The sequence below is a fragment of the Actinocrispum wychmicini genome, assembly GCF_004345645.1.
Taxonomy (GTDB): Bacteria; Actinomycetota; Actinomycetes; order Mycobacteriales; family Pseudonocardiaceae; genus Kibdelosporangium; species Kibdelosporangium wychmicini.
The window spans coordinates 621,168-637,027 of the sequence record NZ_SLWS01000001.1; the positions used below are offsets into that span (position 1 = coordinate 621,168).

A 15,860-nucleotide genomic window follows, 5' to 3' on the forward strand; every position below is an offset into this window, starting at 1 on the left:
ACCCGACCCGGACCGCTGACCCTGAGTGGACCGTCAGCAAGGAACCTACGCATCAGGGCCGCGCACCGCCCTGGAGTTGGCTTCCGAACACCCGGGGGTGCTGCCCCTACCCCCGTTCGGCGCAACCGGGTATGCCGGTCTCCAAGACCTACCAACCCTGTGGATGGGGGTCTTGAAGACCGGCCAACTACTGCTGGGCGCCGGCGACCTGGAGGCGGGCTCCGTCGTCAGTGGTGTCGACGACCACCTTGTCGCCGTCGCGGATCGCTCCGGACAGCAGTTTCCTCGCCAGTTCGTCGCCGATGGCCGAGGCCACCAGGCGACGCAGTGGACGGGCGCCGTAGATCGGGTCGAACCCGTTGAGGGCCAACCAGTCGCGGGCGGTCGGCGTGACTTCCAGGGTCAGCCGGCGTTGGGCCAGGCGCTCGCCGAGCCGGGCGACCTGGATGTCCACAATGGTGGTGAGCTCCTCGGTGGCGAGCTGGTGGAAGACCACCACGTCGTCCAGCCGGTTCAGGAACTCCGGCTTGAAATGGCGTTGCACCACCGCGAGCACCGCGTCCTTGCGCTGCTGCTCGGTCAGGGTCGCGTCGGCGATCGCCGCGGAGCCCAGGTTCGAGGTCAGCACCAGGATCGTGTTGCGGAAGTCGACCGTGCGGCCTTGGCCGTCGGTCAGGCGGCCGTCGTCGAGCACCTGCAACAGCACGTCGAACACGTCCGGGTGGGCCTTCTCCACCTCGTCCAGCAGGACCACGCTGTACGGCCGGCGCCGCACCGACTCGGTGAGCTGGCCGCCCTGGTCGTAGCCGACATACCCGGGTGGGGCGCCGACCAGGCGGGCCACGGAGTGTTTCTCCGCGTACTCGCTCATGTCGATCCGGATCATCGCGCGCTCGTCGTCGAACAGGAACTCCGCCAACGCTTTCGCCAGCTCGGTCTTGCCGACCCCGGTGGGGCCGAGGAACAGGAACGACCCGGTGGGCCGGTCAGGGTCGGCGACTCCGGCGCGGCTGCGCCGGACCGCGTCGGACACCACCCGGACCGCCTCGGCCTGGCCGACCACGCGCTGGGTCAGCGAGTCCTCCATCCGCAGCAGCTTGGCGGTCTCGCCCTCCAGGAGCCGGCCGGCCGGGATCCCGGTCCACGCGGACACGACGTCGGCCACGTCGTCCGGGCCGACTTCCTCCTTCAGCATCACCGATTCGGTCTTGGTGGACTCGGTCGCGACCGACAAGTCCTTCTCCAGCGCCGGAATCCGGCCGTACCGCAGTTCCGCGGCCCGCCCGAGGTCACCGTCGCGCTCGGCCCGCTCGGACTCGCCGCGCAACTGCTCCAGCTGTTCCTTCAGGCCACGGACCTTGTCGATGGAGCCCTTCTCGTTCTGCCACCTGGCAGTCAGCGCGGACAGTTCCTCCCGCTTCTCGGCCAGTTCGGCGCGCAACGCGGCCAGGCGTTGCTTCGACGCCGCGTCCTCTTCCTTGGCCAGCGCCATCTCCTCGATCTCCAGCCGGCGCACGGCCCGTTCGACCGTGTCGATCTCGACCGGCCGGGAGTCGATCTCCATCCGCAGCCGGGAGGCGGCCTCGTCGATCAGGTCGATCGCCTTGTCCGGCAGGAATCGCGCGGTGATGTACCTGTCCGACAACGACGCCGCGGCCACCAGCGCCGCGTCTGTGATCCGGACGCCGTGATGCACCTCGTAGCGTTCCTTCAGGCCGCGCAGAATCCCGATGGTGTCCTCAATGGACGGTTCGCCGACGAGCACCTGCTGGAAGCGGCGCTCCAGCGCCGGGTCCTTCTCGATGTGCTCGCGGTACTCGTCCAATGTGGTCGCGCCGACCATCCGCAGCTCGCCACGGGCCAGCATCGGCTTGATCATGTTGCCGGCGTCCATCGCGCCCTCGCCGGTCGCGCCCGCGCCGACGATCGTGTGCAACTCGTCGATGAACGTGACGACCTGCCCGGCCGAGTCGGTGATCTCCTTCAGGACCGCCTTCAGCCGCTCCTCGAACTCGCCACGGTACTTCGCGCCGGCGACCATCGAACCCAGGTCGAGGGACACGACGCGCTTGCCGCGCAACGACTCCGGCACGTCACCGGCGACGATCCGCTGGGCGAGGCCCTCCACGATGGCGGTCTTGCCGACACCGGGCTCGCCGATCAGCACCGGGTTGTTCTTGGTCCGTCGCGACAGCACCTGCACGACCCGCCGGATCTCGGCGTCCCGCCCGATCACCGGGTCCAGGTCGCCGGCACGGGCCTGCGCGGTCAGGTCGACGCCGTACTTCTCCAGCGCCTGATACGTCCCCTCGGGGTCGGGCGAGGTCACCCGGGAGGAGCCGCGGACCTTCGTGAACGCCTCCCGCAGCGCGTCCGGGGTGGCGCCGTGCCGACGCAGCAGGTCGCCGACCTGGCCGCGCTCGGCCGCGAGGCCCCAGAGCACATGCTCGGTCGAGACGTACTCGTCGCCCATCTCGGTCGCGAGCTTCTGCGCCTGCTGCAGCGACCGGCCCGCCTCCGCGTTCAGCTGGGGCGCCGACACGGTCGCCCCCGTCGCCGACGGCAGGCCGGCGGTGATCTGCTCCAGGTCCTTGCGCACGACCCCGGGGTCGGCGCCGACGTTGGTCAGCAGCGGAGCCGTCAACCCGTCGCCCTGCGCCAGCAGTGCGGCCAGCAGATGTGCCGGCGTTATGTCCGGGTTTCCGGCCACGGTCGCGGCCTGCTGCGCCGCGGAGACCGCCTGTTGGGTCTTCGTGGTCGGGTTGAAAGCGTCCATCCCTCACCTCAGTACACGTGGTTGCGCCGCTGCCCAGCTTCCCGCATGGGCCGTCCCTGTGCTCAACGTCAGAAAAGTTGAGTCTGTTCCGCTCAACCCAGTTTCACTCACATGTACCAACGCCGTTGTCCACACAACCGGCCAAGTTGTCCACAAACCGCAGGTCGCTATCCACAGTACGGTGGACAATGGAACAAATGGTCGCATCCGACAGCGCCGGGCAAGCGGCCGTCCGGGTGGACTGCCCTCGCCCAGGGTGACGGGTCCCGCCCGCGCGGCGAAAGACCGGGCACGCAGGTCCACCCGCTCGGCCGCCCCAACGGGCCGCCCCGGTGCGGCGACGAGCAGGTGATCCGCCGAGCCGAGACGCGCGGGGCCCGTGATCTCCTGTTCCGGCCACCGACCGCTACCCTCATCGGGTGGGCTTCCCCTCTTGGGTCTGGTTCGCCGTAGCCGCTCTGGCGGCTCTCGGTGGCGTCGCCCTGCTCGCGCGGGATCGTGCCGTCCGAACCTCGCGCAACCGGGAACGACGCCGGTGGGCCGCGTTGCGCGGCTGGCAGTTCACCGAGACCGACCATGTGCTGCCCACCCAGTGGCAGGGCGGCGCGGTCGCCTACTACGGCGGGGGCAACGCGGCGGACGTCGTCGCAGGGTCCACGTTCACCGCCGACGGGCGACGCCGCGTCTACGTCTTCGACCTGGACAACGGCGGCCGGGTCAGCGCGGTCATCGCGGCCGTCCAGTGCCGCCGCAAGCATCCTGTGGTCATCGAGCTGTGGTTGCCGAGCGTCCCGTTCGAGCAGGAGCACATGCCGGAGCTGCTCGGTCCGGTTGGCCAGCGGTACGCGTTCGTCTCCGACCTGGCCAAGGCCCGTGCCCTGATCACCCCGGACCTGGTGGACGCCGCCGAGGAGGTCGGGCCGGACGTGATGGTCGCCTGGATCGAGGACGGCTGGGTGCTGGCCGCCGCGCCGGTGAACGCGAACCCGTCCCGGCTGGAGCGGTTGCTGCGGTCGCTGGGTGAGGTCGCGGACGTGGTCGACCCGTTCGAGGACGACGCCCAGGACGGCACCGCGCAGCTCCCACCCGGGCGACACGGCCAACAACAGTAGGTGTGATGCCGACTTCCCTTGTCACCGGCGCGACCGCCGGAATCGGCTTGTCGTTCGTGCGTCGACTCGCGCGTGAAGGTCACGACCTGGTGCTGGTCGCGCGCACGGAGCCCCGCCTGCACAGCGTGGCCGAGGAGATCCGCGCCGAGCACAGCGTCGACGTCGAGATACTGCCGGCGGACCTGTCCAGCGCCGAGGGGCGGCTGAAGGTCGAGCGGCGCCTGGCCGAGTCACCGGTCGACCTGCTGGTGAACAACGCCGGCTTCGGCACCCGCGGCCGGTTCGCCGAGGTCGACATCGACTGGCTGCAGAGCCAGTTGGACGTCAACGTCACCAGCGTCCTGCGGCTGACCCACGCGGCGCTGCCGGGCATGGTCGAGCGCGGCCGGGGCGCGGTGGTCAACGTCTCCAGCATCGCCGGATTCTTCCCCGGCACGGGTGCGACCTACGGCGCCTCGAAGGCCTGGGTGACCGCGTTCTCCGAAGGTCTCGCGGTCTCCCTGCAGGGCACGGGTGTGCGCGTCATCGCGCTGTGCCCGGGGTTCACGCACACCGAGTTCCACGCTCGCGCCGGCGACGACATCAGCACGATCCCCGACTTCCTGTGGCTCGACGCGGACCGGGTCGTGGCGGACTGCCTCAAGGACCTGGCGCACAGCCGGATCCGGTCCGTCCCAGGCGCGCAGTACAAGCTCGCGATCGGGCTGACGCGGCTGATCCCGTCGGCCCTGCTGCGTCGGATGGAGAGCAAGGGGAGCCGGGACCGCACGTGAACAACGGGTTATGGTGGCTGGTCGTCGTCTTCGTTGTCCTGGCGGTACTGGGTGCTGTCGCGATGCGGGCACGTAACCGCCAGAAGGACACGGCCTACACCACGCTCGCTCAGCAGTACGGCTGGCGATACCTTGCCGAGGATCCCCAGCTGCCGGCGCGGTTCACCGGTGAGCCGTTCGGCACGGGCCACTACCGCAAGGCGCGTTTCGTGCTGTCGGGCCAGTATCGCGGCTATCCGATGGTGGCGTTCGACTACAGCTTCTCCCCTCCTGGCGACGGCGAGGGAAGTTCGCCGACACACCGGTATTCGGTGGTCGTGCTGACCACCCGGCCGCCGACTCCGCAACTCGCCGCTCAGTTGCCGGCCAACCAACGGTTCGAGGGCGCCAGCCTGATCACGTGGATCAGGGGCCGGATGGACGCCACCAAGTTGATGGGGCTGTTGAACTCCACGTGTGACGCGCTCGACCAGGTGCCTCCGCACCTCTGGCAGGGCTAACGCCTAGGGTGGGGTCCTGTGCCCGTCGATCTGAACGCCCAGTCCGAACTCGCCCGCCTGATCACCGAACTGGCCGTGGTCCACGGCAAGGTGACCTTGTCCTCCGGCAAGGAGGCGGACTACTACATCGACCTGCGTCGGGCGACCCTGCATCACGCGGCCGCGCCCCTGATCGGGAAGTTGTTGCGGCAGCTGACGACCGACTGGGACTACGTGGCCGCGGGCGGTCTCACGCTCGGCGCCGACCCGGTCGCGTGCGCGATGATGCACGCCGCCGCGGCGGCCGGCGAGGTGCTGGACACGTTCGTGGTGCGCAAAGCCGCGAAGGAGCACGGCATGCAGCGCCGGATCGAGGGCATCGAGGTGGCCGGCCAGCGGGTGCTCGCGGTCGAGGACACCTCAACGACCGGCGGCAGCGTGCTCACCGCGGTCCAGGCCCTGCGCGAAGCGGGCGCGGACGTGGTGGGCGTGGCGACCGTGGTGGACCGGGCGACCGGGGCGCGTGAGGCGATCGAGGCCGAGGGGCTTCGGTACCGGTCACTCCTCGGACTGGCCGATCTTGGTCTGATGTAGATGGTGGAGCCCGCGCCACCGACAGAGCCGCGGCGGCAGCGGTAGGCTGATGCCGTGGCTGGGTTATTGGCCGACGTGGTGATGGCGGTGCACTTCCTCGCCCTGCTCTACATCGGGCTGGGCGGGTTCTTGGCGTGGCGGTGGCCCAAGTCGATCTTCGTCCACCTGTTCTTCGCAGCCTGGGGCGTCGCGATCAACACGGTCCCTGGCCTGCTCTGCCCGCTGACCACGGCCCAGGACTACTTCCGGCACCAGCAGGGCCTGCCGTCGATGCCGGGTGGCTTCAACGAGTACTACATCTACGACCATCTGATCCCGCGTAGCCTGTTGCCGGTGGTGGCAGTGTTGGCGGTGGTCGTTCTGGTCGTCTCGTACGCGGGCGCGTACATGCTGTGGCGTCGTCGCCGCGCTGTAGTCGCATGACCGGCCCGACCGAGTGGGTGTTCGGCGAACCGGTCGGTGTCGGCCCATGGGAAGGGCCCGTGCCGACGGACCCACGCTACGACCCCGAACTCCTGGCGGGCGGCGACCGTCGCAACGTCGTGGACAAGTACCGCTACTGGCGTCGCGAGGCCGTGGTCGCGGATCTGGACACCAGACGGCACGACTTCCATGTGGCGATTGAGAACCTGCAGCACGACCACAACATCGGCACGGTCGTGCGGACCGCCAACGCCTTCCTGGCCAGGACTGTCCACATCGTGGGACGAAGGCGCTGGAACCGGCGCGGCGCGATGGTGACCGACCGGTACCAGCACATCGAGCATCACCCGGACATCGAGTCGCTCGTGAAATTCGCGGGACAGGAGGGACTCACGGTGGTGGGTGTGGACAACACGCCAGGGTCCGCGCGGCTGGAAACGGTGAAGCTGCCCCGTCACTGTGTGTTGTTGTTCGGCCAGGAAGGGCCCGGCCTGACCGACGCGGCAAGGAAAGCCGTGGGTATCACGGTGTCCATCGCGCAGTTCGGCTCCACCAGGTCGATCAACGCGGGCGTGGCCGCGGGCATAGTGATGCACGCATGGATCCGCGATCACGCGGATCTGGACGCTGCCTTGTAAGTGATTTGATTACCCCAAGTGGGGCGAGTGTCCGTCTTCGGGGTTCCTCGGAACCGATTCAGACCGCACGATGTCGAGTATGGGCAATGACATCGTGGCGAGCGCGCGGTTGTGGGCGGCCCGCGCCGCGGTGTCCGAGTTGGGCGTGCAGGCCCGGCACCTGCGCAGACTCTGGGCCCAACCCGGAACCCTGCTGGGCGTGGACGGCTGGCCGGCCACCAGGAGTGAGCGCCTCTACCGGCGGTGGAACTACTGGGCCCAGGCACACCTCATCGACTGCATGGTGGACGCGCAGGAGCGGTATCCCAACCCCGTGCGCGTGTCCCATCTCTCCCGGATAGTGAGAAGCGTCCGCCTCCGCAACGGCCGGAGATGGGCCAGCGACGACTACGGCGACGCGGCCTTCATGGGACTGGCCTTGCTTCGCGCCTCTGCGTTGGTGCCTGTGGACGACGCCGTCAAGGAGATCGTGCACAGGCTGCGTTACGCGTGGACCGACCACGCGGGCGGCGGCATCTGGTCCCGCGTCGGCGAGGACTTCAAGGGCGTCCGGGCGAACGGACCCGCGACGATCCTGTTGACCCGTCTGGGAGACCGGGTCGATCTGCAGCAGGCCAGGGCGATGGCGGAATGGATGGAGGACCACCTGCTGGACGAGACCGTCGGCCTGTTGTGGGTGGGGCTGCACGTGAACATGGACGGTGAAGTCCGGGAGATGGTCAAGGAGGCGTACACGTACACGCAGGGCGTCTTCCTGGGCGTGTGCCTGGAGTTGGCGGCGGCCGGCGATCCGGTGTGGGCGGAACGGGCGGAGCGAACAGTCATCGCCATCAGCGAGCACCTGGCCAACAACGGCGTGCTGCGCGGCCACGGCGGCGGTGACGGCGGGCTGTACGCCGGGATTCTGGCCCGGTACCTGGCGTTGGCGGCGTTGCGGCTACCCGCGTTGACCGGGTTCTCGGTCACCGCGATCGCGGCCAGCGAGATAGCGCAACAACTTGTCATGACGAGCGCGGCGGCGGCATGGCGGAATCGCGCGGTGGCAAGGGGAGGACCGCTTTACGGTCCAGATTGGACACTGCCGGCCCGGGTGCCGCGCTCCCCCCGGCACACGATTCCGGAACGCGAACTCTCGGCACAGCTGGGCGGCTGGATGATTCTGGAAGCGGCGGCGTTGTTGGAACGGTCCCGCTGACTCGTAGAGTGGCGGTATGGGAGTTGTGATCGTCACCGGGGGTAGCCGCGGAATCGGGGCTGCGATCTGTCGCCAGGTGTCCGAGCAGGGGCACACCGTCGTCGTCAACTACGCGGGCGATCAGGCCGCGGCCGACGCCGTCGCCGACGACACCGGCGGCCTGGCCGTTCGCGCGAACGTGGCCGACGAGGCCGATGTCGTGCGGCTCTTCGACGCCGCCGAGGAGTTGGGCACGCTCACCGGCGTGGTGTGCAACGCGGGCATCACCGGCACGTTCGGCCGGCTCGACGGCCAGTCGCTCGACAGCGTCCGGAAAGTCTTCGAGACCAACGTGTACGGCGTGTTCCTGGGCAACCGGGAGGCCGTGCGGCGGATGTCCACGAAGTACGGCCGCGGCGGTGGCGTGATCGTCAACATCTCGTCCACCGCCGCCAAGCGTGGGTCGCCGGGCGAGTGGGTGCACTACGCGGCAAGCAAATCCGCTGTTGAGACCCTCACCTACGGCCTCGCTCAGGAGGTCGCGGACGAGGGCATCCGGGTCAACTGCGTCGCTCCCGGAATGGTCGACACGGACATGCACGCGGCCGCCGGCATCCCGGACCGACTCGACCGCGTCGCGCCGTCGATCCCGCTCAAACGGGCCGGCCGGCCCGACGAGATCGCCGAAGGAGTCGCCTGGCTGCTGTCCGACGCGGCCTCCTATGTGGTCGGGTCGGTGTTGACCATCAGCGGCGGCCGCTGAGCGACCAGGACAGCCTGCTGCGGTTTGTCCGGCAGTTCGTGCTCCTGGACCAACCGCGCGATCACCTTCAGGCCCGCGTCCTGTAAAAGCGCCTCGATGTGGTCCGGGCGCAGCCAGTGGACGTCCAGGTCGATGTCGTGGCCGTAGCCCTGGGTCAGGTGCCGGATCCGGTCGCCCACGTGGAACGCGACGAGCACGTGCCCGCCCGGCGCGAGTACCCGGTGGAACTCGCCGAACACCGCCGGGTACTCCGTCGGCGGCATGTGGATGATCGAGTAGCTGGCCAGGATTCCGCCGAGACTTTCGTCCTTGAGGTCCAGCGCGAGCATCGAGCCCACCTCGAACCGGATGCCGGGGTACTCCCGCCGGGCCACGTCGATCATGCCCGGCGTCAGGTCGATGCCGAACGCGTCCACGCCACGCCCGCGCAGGTGTGCCGTCAAATGGCCAGGACCACACCCGATGTCGGCCACCGCGCCGGACACAACCGACCCGAACGCGTCGATCATCGCGCGGTAGAACGGAATGTCGTCGAGCGAGTCGCGCAGCATCGAGTGATAGGACTCGGCAACCGTGTTGTACGCGGTGCGGATAGGTTCAAGGAAGGTCACGGCCGGGACGATAGCCACACCCACCGACAGTTCAGGGGCAGCCGCAGGATTGTCGGTGCATCAGAACGGGTTGCAGGCGGGTGGTTGTGGGGGGACGGGAGGGGTCGGCGATTCGTAGCAGCAGCATTCGGACCGCGGTGCGGCCGATCTCCGCGATCGGCTGGGCCATGGTGGTGACCGGTGGGTCCAGCAGGTCCGCCCACTCCACGTCGTCGTAGCCGACGACCGCCAAATCCGAACCGATCCGTACCCGACGGCGGCGCGCCTCGTGCAACACGCCGGACAGCATCACGTTGTTGCCGGCGACGACGGCGGTCGGTGGGTTGTCTAAATCGAGCAGCTTTCCCAACGCGATCGCCGCCGGCTCGGCCGCGGACTCGCCGGTGATCACCATGCTCTCGTCCCAGATCAGGCCTGACCGGCCGAGGCCGAGCCGGTAGCCCAGCACCCGCTCGGAGGACGTCGCCAGGCCCGGCATCCCGCTCACCATGCCGATCCGCCGGTGCCCGAGGTCGGCGAGGTGTTGCACCAGGGCCGACGTGGCGTGCACGTTCTCCGGGCCGACCTGGTCGAACTCCTGCCCCACGGTCAACCGGTCGACCAGCACCATCGGGATGCCCAGCTGTTTGAGCTCGGGCAGCACCTTGCCGTTCGGTGAGGGGGTGAGGATGAGCCCGTCGACCCGGCGGGACCGCAGGGCCCGGACCGCCGACTGCTCGGTGGCGGCCTCGTCGTGGGTGTCGGTCAGCACGAGGGTGTAACCCGATTTGGTGGTCTCGTGCTCGATGGCCTGAATCAGTTCGGCGAAGTACGGGTTCGCGACCAGGGAGATCGCAACCCCCAACGACCTGGTGCCGCCGGTGACCAGGGAACGGGCGATCGCGTCGCCGGTGTAGCCGGTGCGCTCGATGGCGTCGAGCACCCGGAACTTGGTCTCCGGGGCCACGGCGCGCGTGGAGTTCACCACGTGCGAGACCGTGGTGATGGAGACGCCCGCCATTTGGGCGACATCCTTCATGGTGACCAAGCCGAGCCCCCTGTGAGCAACATGCGGAAGCGTTTGCGCAAACGGTTGCGACAGGCTAGGTGACTTATTAACTTCCCCGCAACCAGGCACGCCAGAGAGGGAAGTCAATGGGACGACGTGGTCTCGCCATCATCGCCGCCGGTCTGCTCGCGTTCGCCGCGAGTGGTTGTACCAGCCAGAAGACCGGCAGTGGTGGGCAACCCGCCGATGGCGGCAAGATCAAGGTCGGTCTCGTGACCAAGACCGACGCCAACCCGTACTTCGTGGCCCTGCGCGACTCGGCCAGGGCCGAGGCGGACAAGGCCGGCGCCGACCTGATCGCGCTCGCCGGCAAGTTCGACGGCGACAACGAGGGCCAGGTCGCGGCGATCGAGAACCTCGTGCAGCAGGGCGCCAAGACCATCCTGATCACGCCGAGCAACTCCACCGGCATCCTCGGCGCGATCAAGAACGCGCGGGCCAAGGGTGTGCTCGTGATCGCGCTGGACACCGAGACCGACCCGAAGGCCGCCGTGGACGCCACGTACGCGACGGACAACACCGAGGCCGGCCGCCTGCAGGGCGCGTACGTCAAGGCCGCGCTCGGCAGCAGGACCGCCAAGGTGATCATGCTGGACGGCACGCCCGGCTCGACCGTGAGTGAGCAGCGCCACAACGGCTTCCTGGCCGGGATCGGCCTGAAGGACGGCGACGCGGGCATCCTCGGCGGCGACGCCACCAACGGTGAGCAGAACAAGGCGCAGCAGGTCACCGAGAACCTGTTGCAGCGGGACACGTCCCTCAACACCGTCTACACGCTCAACGAGCCGGCCGCGCGCGGCGCGTACGCGGCTTTGCAGGCGAAGAACCTCGCCGGGCAGGTCGTGATCGGGTCGATCGACGGCTCGTGCCAAGGTGTCACCGACGTGAAGGACGGCAAGGTGGCGGTGACGGTCATGCAGTTCCCGAAGAAGATGGCGGCCCAGGGCGTGCAGGCCGCGCTCGAGTTCGCCAGGTCCGGCAAGAAGCCCGGTGGCTTCGTGAACACCGGTGTCGCGGTGATCACGGACAAGCCGTTGCCCGGGATCACCAGCCAGGACACCGCCTGGGGCCTGCAGAACTGCTGGGGCTGAGCCGATGGCCACCCTGAAGGAGCGCCGGGGTTCGCTCAGCGAGTACATGCTGCGCACCCCGGCCGTGGGGCCGGTGATCGCGCTCCTCGTCGCGGTCGTGATCTTCTCGGTGACCACGAGCACGTTCTTCAACGTGGACAACCTGTCGCTGGTCGTGAAGCAGGCGCTGGTGATCGGCACCCTCGCGCTCGGCCAGACGCTGGTGATCCTGACCGCCGGCATCGACCTGGCGAACGCGTCGATCATGGTGCTCGGCACGCTGATCATGGCCAAGTTCACGCTCCTGCACCACACCCCGGGCATCGTCACGTTGATCGCCGGCATCTTCGTGGCGGCCGTGCTCGGCGCGGTGACGGGCAGCGTGGTGACCGGATTCCGGTTGCCGCCGTTCATCGTCACGCTCGGCATGCTCACGATCGTGACCGCGGTCGGCCGGATCTACGCGGCCGGCCAGAGCTTCCCGGTCACCGACGGCACGCTCGGCTTCCTCGGCCAGTCGCAGTACCTTTTCGGACAGATCGAGATCAGCAACGGCATGTGGCTCATGCTGATCATGTATCTGGCGGTGTGGTACGGGCTGACCAGAACCGCCTGGGGCAAGCACGTGTACGCGGTCGGCAACGACCCGGAAGCCGCGCGCCTGTCCGGTATCCAGGTCCGGCGCAGCCTGCTCGGCGTGTACGTCATCGCCGGCGTGATCTACGGAATCGCGGCGTGGCAGGCACTCGGGCGGGTGCCGAACGCCGACCCGAACGCCTTCCAGACCGGCAACCTGGACTCGATCACCGCGGTCGTGATCGGCGGCACGAGCCTGTTCGGCGGACGCGGCAGCGTGATGGGCACGCTCGTGGGCGCGCTTATCGTCGCGGTGCTGCGGTCGGGCCTTACCCAGGCCGGCATCGACCAGCTGTACCAGGACGTGGCGACCGGCGTGCTGATCATCGTCGCGGCCGGCCTGGACCGGCTGTCCCGAGGGAGGCAGCGGTGACTCCGGTTCTGCAGGGCATCGGCCTGGTCAAGCGGTACGGCCGCGTCACGGCCATGGACGGCGCGGACTTCGACCTCGAAGCGGGTGAGGTGCTGGCGGTCGTCGGCGACAACGGCGCCGGCAAGTCGACGCTCATCAAAGCCCTGTCCGGCGCGGTGATCCCGGACGAGGGCCAGATCCTCGTCGACGGCAGCCCGGTCCGTTTCCACAGCCCGCTGGACGCCCGCAAGTACGGCATCGAGACGGTCTACCAGGACCTGGCGTTGGCGCCGGCGCAGGACATCGCGACGAACATGTTCATGGGGCGGGAAAGGCGCCGGCCGGGGTTCCTGGGGACGGCGTTGCGGCTGCTGGACTCGCGCGGGATGCGGGCCGAGGCGCAGCGCGTGCTCGACGAACTGGGCATCGGTATCAAGTCCATGGCCCAGCCGGTGGAGACGTTGTCGGGCGGGCAGCGGCAGGCGGTCGCGGTGGCCCGCGCGGCGGCGTTCGGCACCCGCGTGGTGATCATGGACGAGCCCACGGCCGCGCTGGGTGTCGCGGAGTCCGCGAAGGTGCTCGAACTGATCGGCCGGATTCGCGACCGGGGCCTGCCGGTGGTGCTGATCAGCCACAACATGCCGCACGTCTTCGAGATCGCCGACCGGGTGCACGTCCACCGGCTGGGCAAACGGGTCGCGGTGGTGTCGCCGCGGACGCACACCATGAACCAGGTCGTCGGCCTGCTCACCGGCGCGCTGCGGATCGGCGCGGACGGCGAGGTCGAAGAGGTCGCCCAGGCCGTGCACACCGGGCTCGACCGTTGATCCTCGCCGTCGGCCTGTGCACCGTCGACCTCGTGCAGCGGGTGGACGAGCTGCCGGTGCCCGGTCAGAAAGTCCAGTCCACGTCGGTGGAGTTGGTGGCAGGCGGTCCGGCCGCCAACGCCGCCATCACCATCGCCGCGTTGGGCGGGCGGGTTCGTCTGGTGACCGTCCTTGGTGCGCACCCACTCGCCGCGTTGGCACGACAGGACTTGCAGAAGTACGGGGTCGAGATCGTCGATGTCATGCCGGAACGTGCTGAACCGCCTGCGGTGAGCGCGGTTTCGGTCCGTCAGTCCGATGGCGAACGGACGGTCGTGTCGCACAACGCGGCCGGAGTGGACGCGGCCGCGTGGATTGATATGTCCGATGTGGACACTGTGCTGCTGGACGGCCATCACCCGGAGTTGGCGTTGAACGCGGCGCGGGAGGCGAACGGACCGGTCGTGTTGGACGCCGGCAGCTGGAAACCGGTGTTCCCGGACCTGCTGCCGCATGTGGACGTCTGCGCGTGTTCGTCGGCGTTCCGCGAGGAGGTCGACTGCCCGGTGGTCACCTGGACCGCCGGGCCCGATCCGGTGCGCTGGCGGGTGGGGTCCGACGAAGGCGCGGTGGACGTGCCTCATGTGTACGCTGTAGACACGTCCGGCGCTGGGGATGTGTGGCACGGTGCGCTGGCGTTGGGGGTGGCGCGGCTGGGTCGGGTGCCGGAAGCTGCGGACATGCCTGCGCTGATCGAGTACGCGAACCAGGTGGCCGGGACGCGGGTGCGGCACGAAGGAGCGAGCTGGCGCCATGGACTTCGCTGACCTGGTCGCCCGCGCGGCCGCGTTGGCGGACGGCCGGCGCGGCATGCTCGGCATCTGCGGCGCGCCCGGCGCCGGCAAGTCCACCCTGGCGGCCCGCCTGGTGGCGGCGCTCGGCGACCGGGCGGTCTATGTCGGGATGGACGGGTTCCACCTGGCACAGGCCGAACTGGACCGCCTGGGGCGCGCCGAACGCAAAGGCGCACCGGACACATTCGACGCGTCCGGATACGTGAACCTGTTGCGGCGCCTGCGAGATCAGACCGGCGTCGTCTACGCGCCGGAGTTCCGCCGGGAGATCGAGGAACCGATCGCCGGCGCGATCCCCGTGTTCCCGGACACACCGCTGGTCGTCACCGAGGGTAACTACCTACTCGTGCCCGAAGATCCCTGGGGGCAGGTGCGGGACCTGCTGGACGAGATCTGGTTCCTCCGGCCCGGCGAGGACGAGCGGCATCGCCGGCTGATCGCCCGGCACGAACTGTATGGCCGGTCACACCAGGAATCCCGGGACCGCGCGTTCGGGTCCGACGAACGGAACGCCACCGTGATCAACGCGACGGCAGAACGCGCTGATCTCGTGCTATCGGGGTAGCCATCCGGTCTCGTGCTGTGGAACGTCCGATAACAGCGTGCTCACGGTTCGCGGGTGCGGCGCCTAGTTGCGGCACTATGGCGGAGGTGACCGTACCCGGTTTTGATCAACACAGCGGTCCTTACCTTCTTGAACAAACACGGTCGCCCGAAAGGACGGAACGAGATGCCCACGTTGAGCGGGGTGCACCACATCGCGCTGACCGTGACTGACGTGGAGCGCAGTATCCCCTGGTACGAACGTGTGCTGGGATTCACAGTGGTCGGCAAGCAGGACGAGGACGCGGTCGGTGTCCGCAAGGCGTTCCTGCGCGGGCCGGGCGAGGGCTTCGCGCTCACGCTCGTCCAGCATCCCTTCGCGGCCGGCTCGCTGTTCGACGAGAAGCGCCCAGGTCTGGACCATGTGTCGTTCGCCGTGCCCGACGAGGATTGCCTGCGCGAGTGGACCGAGCGCCTGACGGAACACGGCGTGACCTTCTCCCCGATCACCGAGGAGTTGAGCGCGCGTGGGACGTCCGTGGTCGCCCTGCGCGACCCTGACGGCATCCAGATCGTGCTGTGGGCGGAGAAGCCCTAGTCGGCGACGGACACCAGGTGCGCGGGTTTGCGCATCTCCTGGCGGTAGCGCCAGATGCCCCAGGCCGTGCCGACGACGAAGAAGGCGATGCCGATCACCATCACGGTGGTCATCAGCCAGGGGAACTGCTCGAGCACTCCGGCGCCGTAGTAGCCGAGCAGGACCAGGGTCGGCACCCAGCAGATCGCGCCGGTCGTGGTGGCGGCCAGGTAACGGCGGGCGTCCATGCCGGCCGCGCCGGCGATCATCGGCGCGAGCGTCCGGATCCACGGGATCCACCGGGCCAGCACGATCGCCCAGAAACCGCGCCGGTCAAGGAAGTCCCGCGCCCGCGCCAGCCGTTCCTCGTTGAGCATCCGGCCACCCAGCCGGCCGGTCAGTGACGGGCCCGCGCGTTTGCCGATGTGGTAGCCGAGCTGGTTGCCCACGACGGCCACGATCGTGGCGGCGACGGACATCGCCCATGCCTGGACGTCGTGCGTGCCCTGTTGGGCGAGGACGAGGCCGGCGGTGAACAACAGCGAGTCGCCCGGCAGGAACAAGCCGATCACGAAGGCGCATTCCAGGAACACGAAGCTGAGCACGATGAGCCAGACCATGAACGGCCCGT

The 15,860-nt window shown here is 68.9% G+C and carries 18 protein-coding genes; 14 read left to right on the plus strand and 4 right to left on the minus strand.

Annotation, left to right across the window (positions count from 1 at the left end; genetic code table 11):
* Positions 1–187: 187 nt before the first annotated feature.
* The gene (gene clpB, locus EV192_RS03030; RefSeq protein ID WP_132110829.1) at positions 188–2,776 is read right to left on the minus strand and encodes an ATP-dependent chaperone ClpB; all 2,589 of its coding nucleotides are present in this window, start codon (positions 2,774–2,776) and stop codon (positions 188–190) included.
* A gap of 419 nt (positions 2,777–3,195) precedes the next feature.
* Here clpB and EV192_RS03035 point away from each other — a divergent pair, with 419 nt between their 5' ends.
* The 8 genes from EV192_RS03035 (at position 3,196) to EV192_RS03070 (ending at position 8,732) form a co-directional block, all read left to right on the plus strand.
* Positions 3,196–3,888 (plus strand): type III secretion system chaperone family protein, encoded by a 693-nt coding sequence (locus EV192_RS03035; protein WP_132110831.1) that lies wholly within the window; start codon positions 3,196–3,198, stop codon positions 3,886–3,888.
* Positions 3,889–3,893: 5 nt separating this feature from the next.
* Complete coding sequence (locus tag EV192_RS03040) at positions 3,894–4,661, plus strand: SDR family NAD(P)-dependent oxidoreductase (protein ID WP_132110833.1); 768 nt, start codon at positions 3,894–3,896, stop codon at positions 4,659–4,661.
* The gene (locus EV192_RS03045) at positions 4,658–5,161 is read left to right on the plus strand and encodes a hypothetical protein (RefSeq protein ID WP_132110835.1); all 504 of its coding nucleotides are present in this window, start codon (positions 4,658–4,660) and stop codon (positions 5,159–5,161) included. Before EV192_RS03040 ends, EV192_RS03045 begins: the two co-directional genes overlap by 4 nt.
* An 18-nt stretch (positions 5,162–5,179) precedes the next feature.
* Positions 5,180–5,734 (plus strand): orotate phosphoribosyltransferase, encoded by a 555-nt coding sequence (gene pyrE / locus EV192_RS03050; RefSeq protein WP_132110836.1) that lies wholly within the window; start codon positions 5,180–5,182, stop codon positions 5,732–5,734.
* Between the two features lie 54 nt (positions 5,735–5,788).
* Positions 5,789–6,157, plus strand: coding sequence for a DUF2784 domain-containing protein (locus tag EV192_RS03055; RefSeq protein WP_132110838.1), 369 nt, complete (start codon positions 5,789–5,791; stop codon positions 6,155–6,157).
* Positions 6,154–6,795, plus strand: coding sequence for a TrmH family RNA methyltransferase (locus EV192_RS03060; RefSeq protein ID WP_132110840.1), 642 nt, complete (start codon positions 6,154–6,156; stop codon positions 6,793–6,795). The genes EV192_RS03055 and EV192_RS03060 overlap by 4 nt, the downstream gene beginning before the upstream one ends.
* A 79-nt stretch (positions 6,796–6,874) precedes the next feature.
* Complete coding sequence (locus tag EV192_RS03065) at positions 6,875–7,990, plus strand: glycoside hydrolase family 76 protein (RefSeq protein WP_132110842.1); 1,116 nt, start codon at positions 6,875–6,877, stop codon at positions 7,988–7,990.
* A gap of 16 nt (positions 7,991–8,006) precedes the next feature.
* Positions 8,007–8,732, plus strand: coding sequence for an SDR family oxidoreductase (locus EV192_RS03070; protein WP_132110844.1), 726 nt, complete (start codon positions 8,007–8,009; stop codon positions 8,730–8,732).
* Here the strand turns inward: EV192_RS03070 and EV192_RS03075 are convergent.
* Together EV192_RS03075 and EV192_RS03080 are read right to left on the minus strand one after the other, a co-directional pair.
* Positions 8,690–9,343 carry a class I SAM-dependent DNA methyltransferase gene (locus EV192_RS03075; RefSeq protein WP_243726599.1) on the minus strand — a complete coding sequence of 218 codons (654 nt, stop codon included), beginning with the start codon at positions 9,341–9,343 and terminating at the stop codon, positions 8,690–8,692. The two genes, EV192_RS03070 and EV192_RS03075, sit on opposite strands and share 43 nt — an antisense overlap.
* Positions 9,344–9,374: 31 nt before the next feature.
* Positions 9,375–10,361 carry a LacI family DNA-binding transcriptional regulator gene (locus EV192_RS03080; protein WP_132110846.1) on the minus strand — a complete coding sequence of 329 codons (987 nt, stop codon included), beginning with the start codon at positions 10,359–10,361 and terminating at the stop codon, positions 9,375–9,377.
* A 116-nt stretch (positions 10,362–10,477) separates the two neighbouring features.
* Between EV192_RS03080 and EV192_RS03085 the strand changes: the two genes are divergently transcribed.
* The 6 genes from EV192_RS03085 to EV192_RS03110 all read left to right on the plus strand — a co-directional run bounded on the left by EV192_RS03085 (position 10,478) and on the right by EV192_RS03110 (position 15,250).
* Positions 10,478–11,482, plus strand: coding sequence for a substrate-binding domain-containing protein (locus tag EV192_RS03085; protein WP_132110848.1), 1,005 nt, complete (start codon positions 10,478–10,480; stop codon positions 11,480–11,482).
* A gap of 4 nt (positions 11,483–11,486) precedes the next feature.
* Positions 11,487–12,470, plus strand: coding sequence for an ABC transporter permease (locus EV192_RS03090; RefSeq protein WP_132110850.1), 984 nt, complete (start codon positions 11,487–11,489; stop codon positions 12,468–12,470).
* 53 nt (positions 12,471–12,523) lie between these two features.
* A complete protein-coding gene (locus tag EV192_RS03095; protein ID WP_132112927.1) occupies positions 12,524–13,276 on the plus strand; it encodes an ATP-binding cassette domain-containing protein in 753 nt (250 codons plus the stop codon).
* Entirely contained in the window at positions 13,276–14,082 is an 807-nt protein-coding gene (locus EV192_RS03100; RefSeq protein ID WP_132112929.1) for a PfkB family carbohydrate kinase, read from the plus strand. Before EV192_RS03095 ends, EV192_RS03100 begins: the two co-directional genes overlap by 1 nt.
* On the plus strand, positions 14,069–14,674 hold the full coding sequence (locus EV192_RS03105; RefSeq protein ID WP_132110852.1) for a nucleoside/nucleotide kinase family protein: 606 nt from the start codon (positions 14,069–14,071) through the stop codon (positions 14,672–14,674). The genes EV192_RS03100 and EV192_RS03105 overlap by 14 nt, the downstream gene beginning before the upstream one ends.
* Before the next feature lie 165 nt (positions 14,675–14,839).
* A complete protein-coding gene (locus tag EV192_RS03110) occupies positions 14,840–15,250 on the plus strand; it encodes a VOC family protein (protein ID WP_132110854.1) in 411 nt (136 codons plus the stop codon).
* Here EV192_RS03110 and EV192_RS03115 read toward each other — a convergent pair.
* Positions 15,247–15,849, minus strand: a complete 603-nt coding sequence (locus EV192_RS03115; RefSeq protein WP_132112931.1) for a DedA family protein — start codon at positions 15,847–15,849, stop codon at positions 15,247–15,249. The genes EV192_RS03110 and EV192_RS03115 overlap by 4 nt on opposite strands.
* Positions 15,850–15,860: the final 11 nt, after the last annotated feature.

Bases quoted from the DNA above. Each gene is read 5' to 3' on its own strand.
- clpB (WP_132110829.1), bottom strand. From the start codon at position 2,776: ATGGACGCTTTCAACCCGACCACGAAGACCCAACAGGCGGTCTCCGCG.
- EV192_RS03040 (WP_132110833.1), top strand. From the start codon at position 3,894: ATGCCGACTTCCCTTGTCACCGGCGCGACCGCCGGAATCGGCTTGTCG.
- EV192_RS03060 (WP_132110840.1), top strand. From the start codon at position 6,154: ATGACCGGCCCGACCGAGTGGGTGTTCGGCGAACCGGTCGGTGTCGGC.
- EV192_RS03065 (WP_132110842.1), top strand. From the start codon at position 6,875: ATGGGCAATGACATCGTGGCGAGCGCGCGGTTGTGGGCGGCCCGCGCC.
- EV192_RS03070 (WP_132110844.1), top strand. From the start codon at position 8,007: ATGGGAGTTGTGATCGTCACCGGGGGTAGCCGCGGAATCGGGGCTGCG.
- EV192_RS03080 (WP_132110846.1), bottom strand. From the start codon at position 10,361: ATGAAGGATGTCGCCCAAATGGCGGGCGTCTCCATCACCACGGTCTCG.
- EV192_RS03085 (WP_132110848.1), top strand. From the start codon at position 10,478: ATGGGACGACGTGGTCTCGCCATCATCGCCGCCGGTCTGCTCGCGTTC.
- EV192_RS03090 (WP_132110850.1), top strand. From the start codon at position 11,487: ATGGCCACCCTGAAGGAGCGCCGGGGTTCGCTCAGCGAGTACATGCTG.
- EV192_RS03095 (WP_132112927.1), top strand. From the start codon at position 12,524: ATGGACGGCGCGGACTTCGACCTCGAAGCGGGTGAGGTGCTGGCGGTC.
- EV192_RS03105 (WP_132110852.1), top strand. From the start codon at position 14,069: ATGGACTTCGCTGACCTGGTCGCCCGCGCGGCCGCGTTGGCGGACGGC.
- EV192_RS03110 (WP_132110854.1), top strand. From the start codon at position 14,840: ATGCCCACGTTGAGCGGGGTGCACCACATCGCGCTGACCGTGACTGAC.
- EV192_RS03115 (WP_132112931.1), bottom strand. From the start codon at position 15,849: ATGGTCTGGCTCATCGTGCTCAGCTTCGTGTTCCTGGAATGCGCCTTC.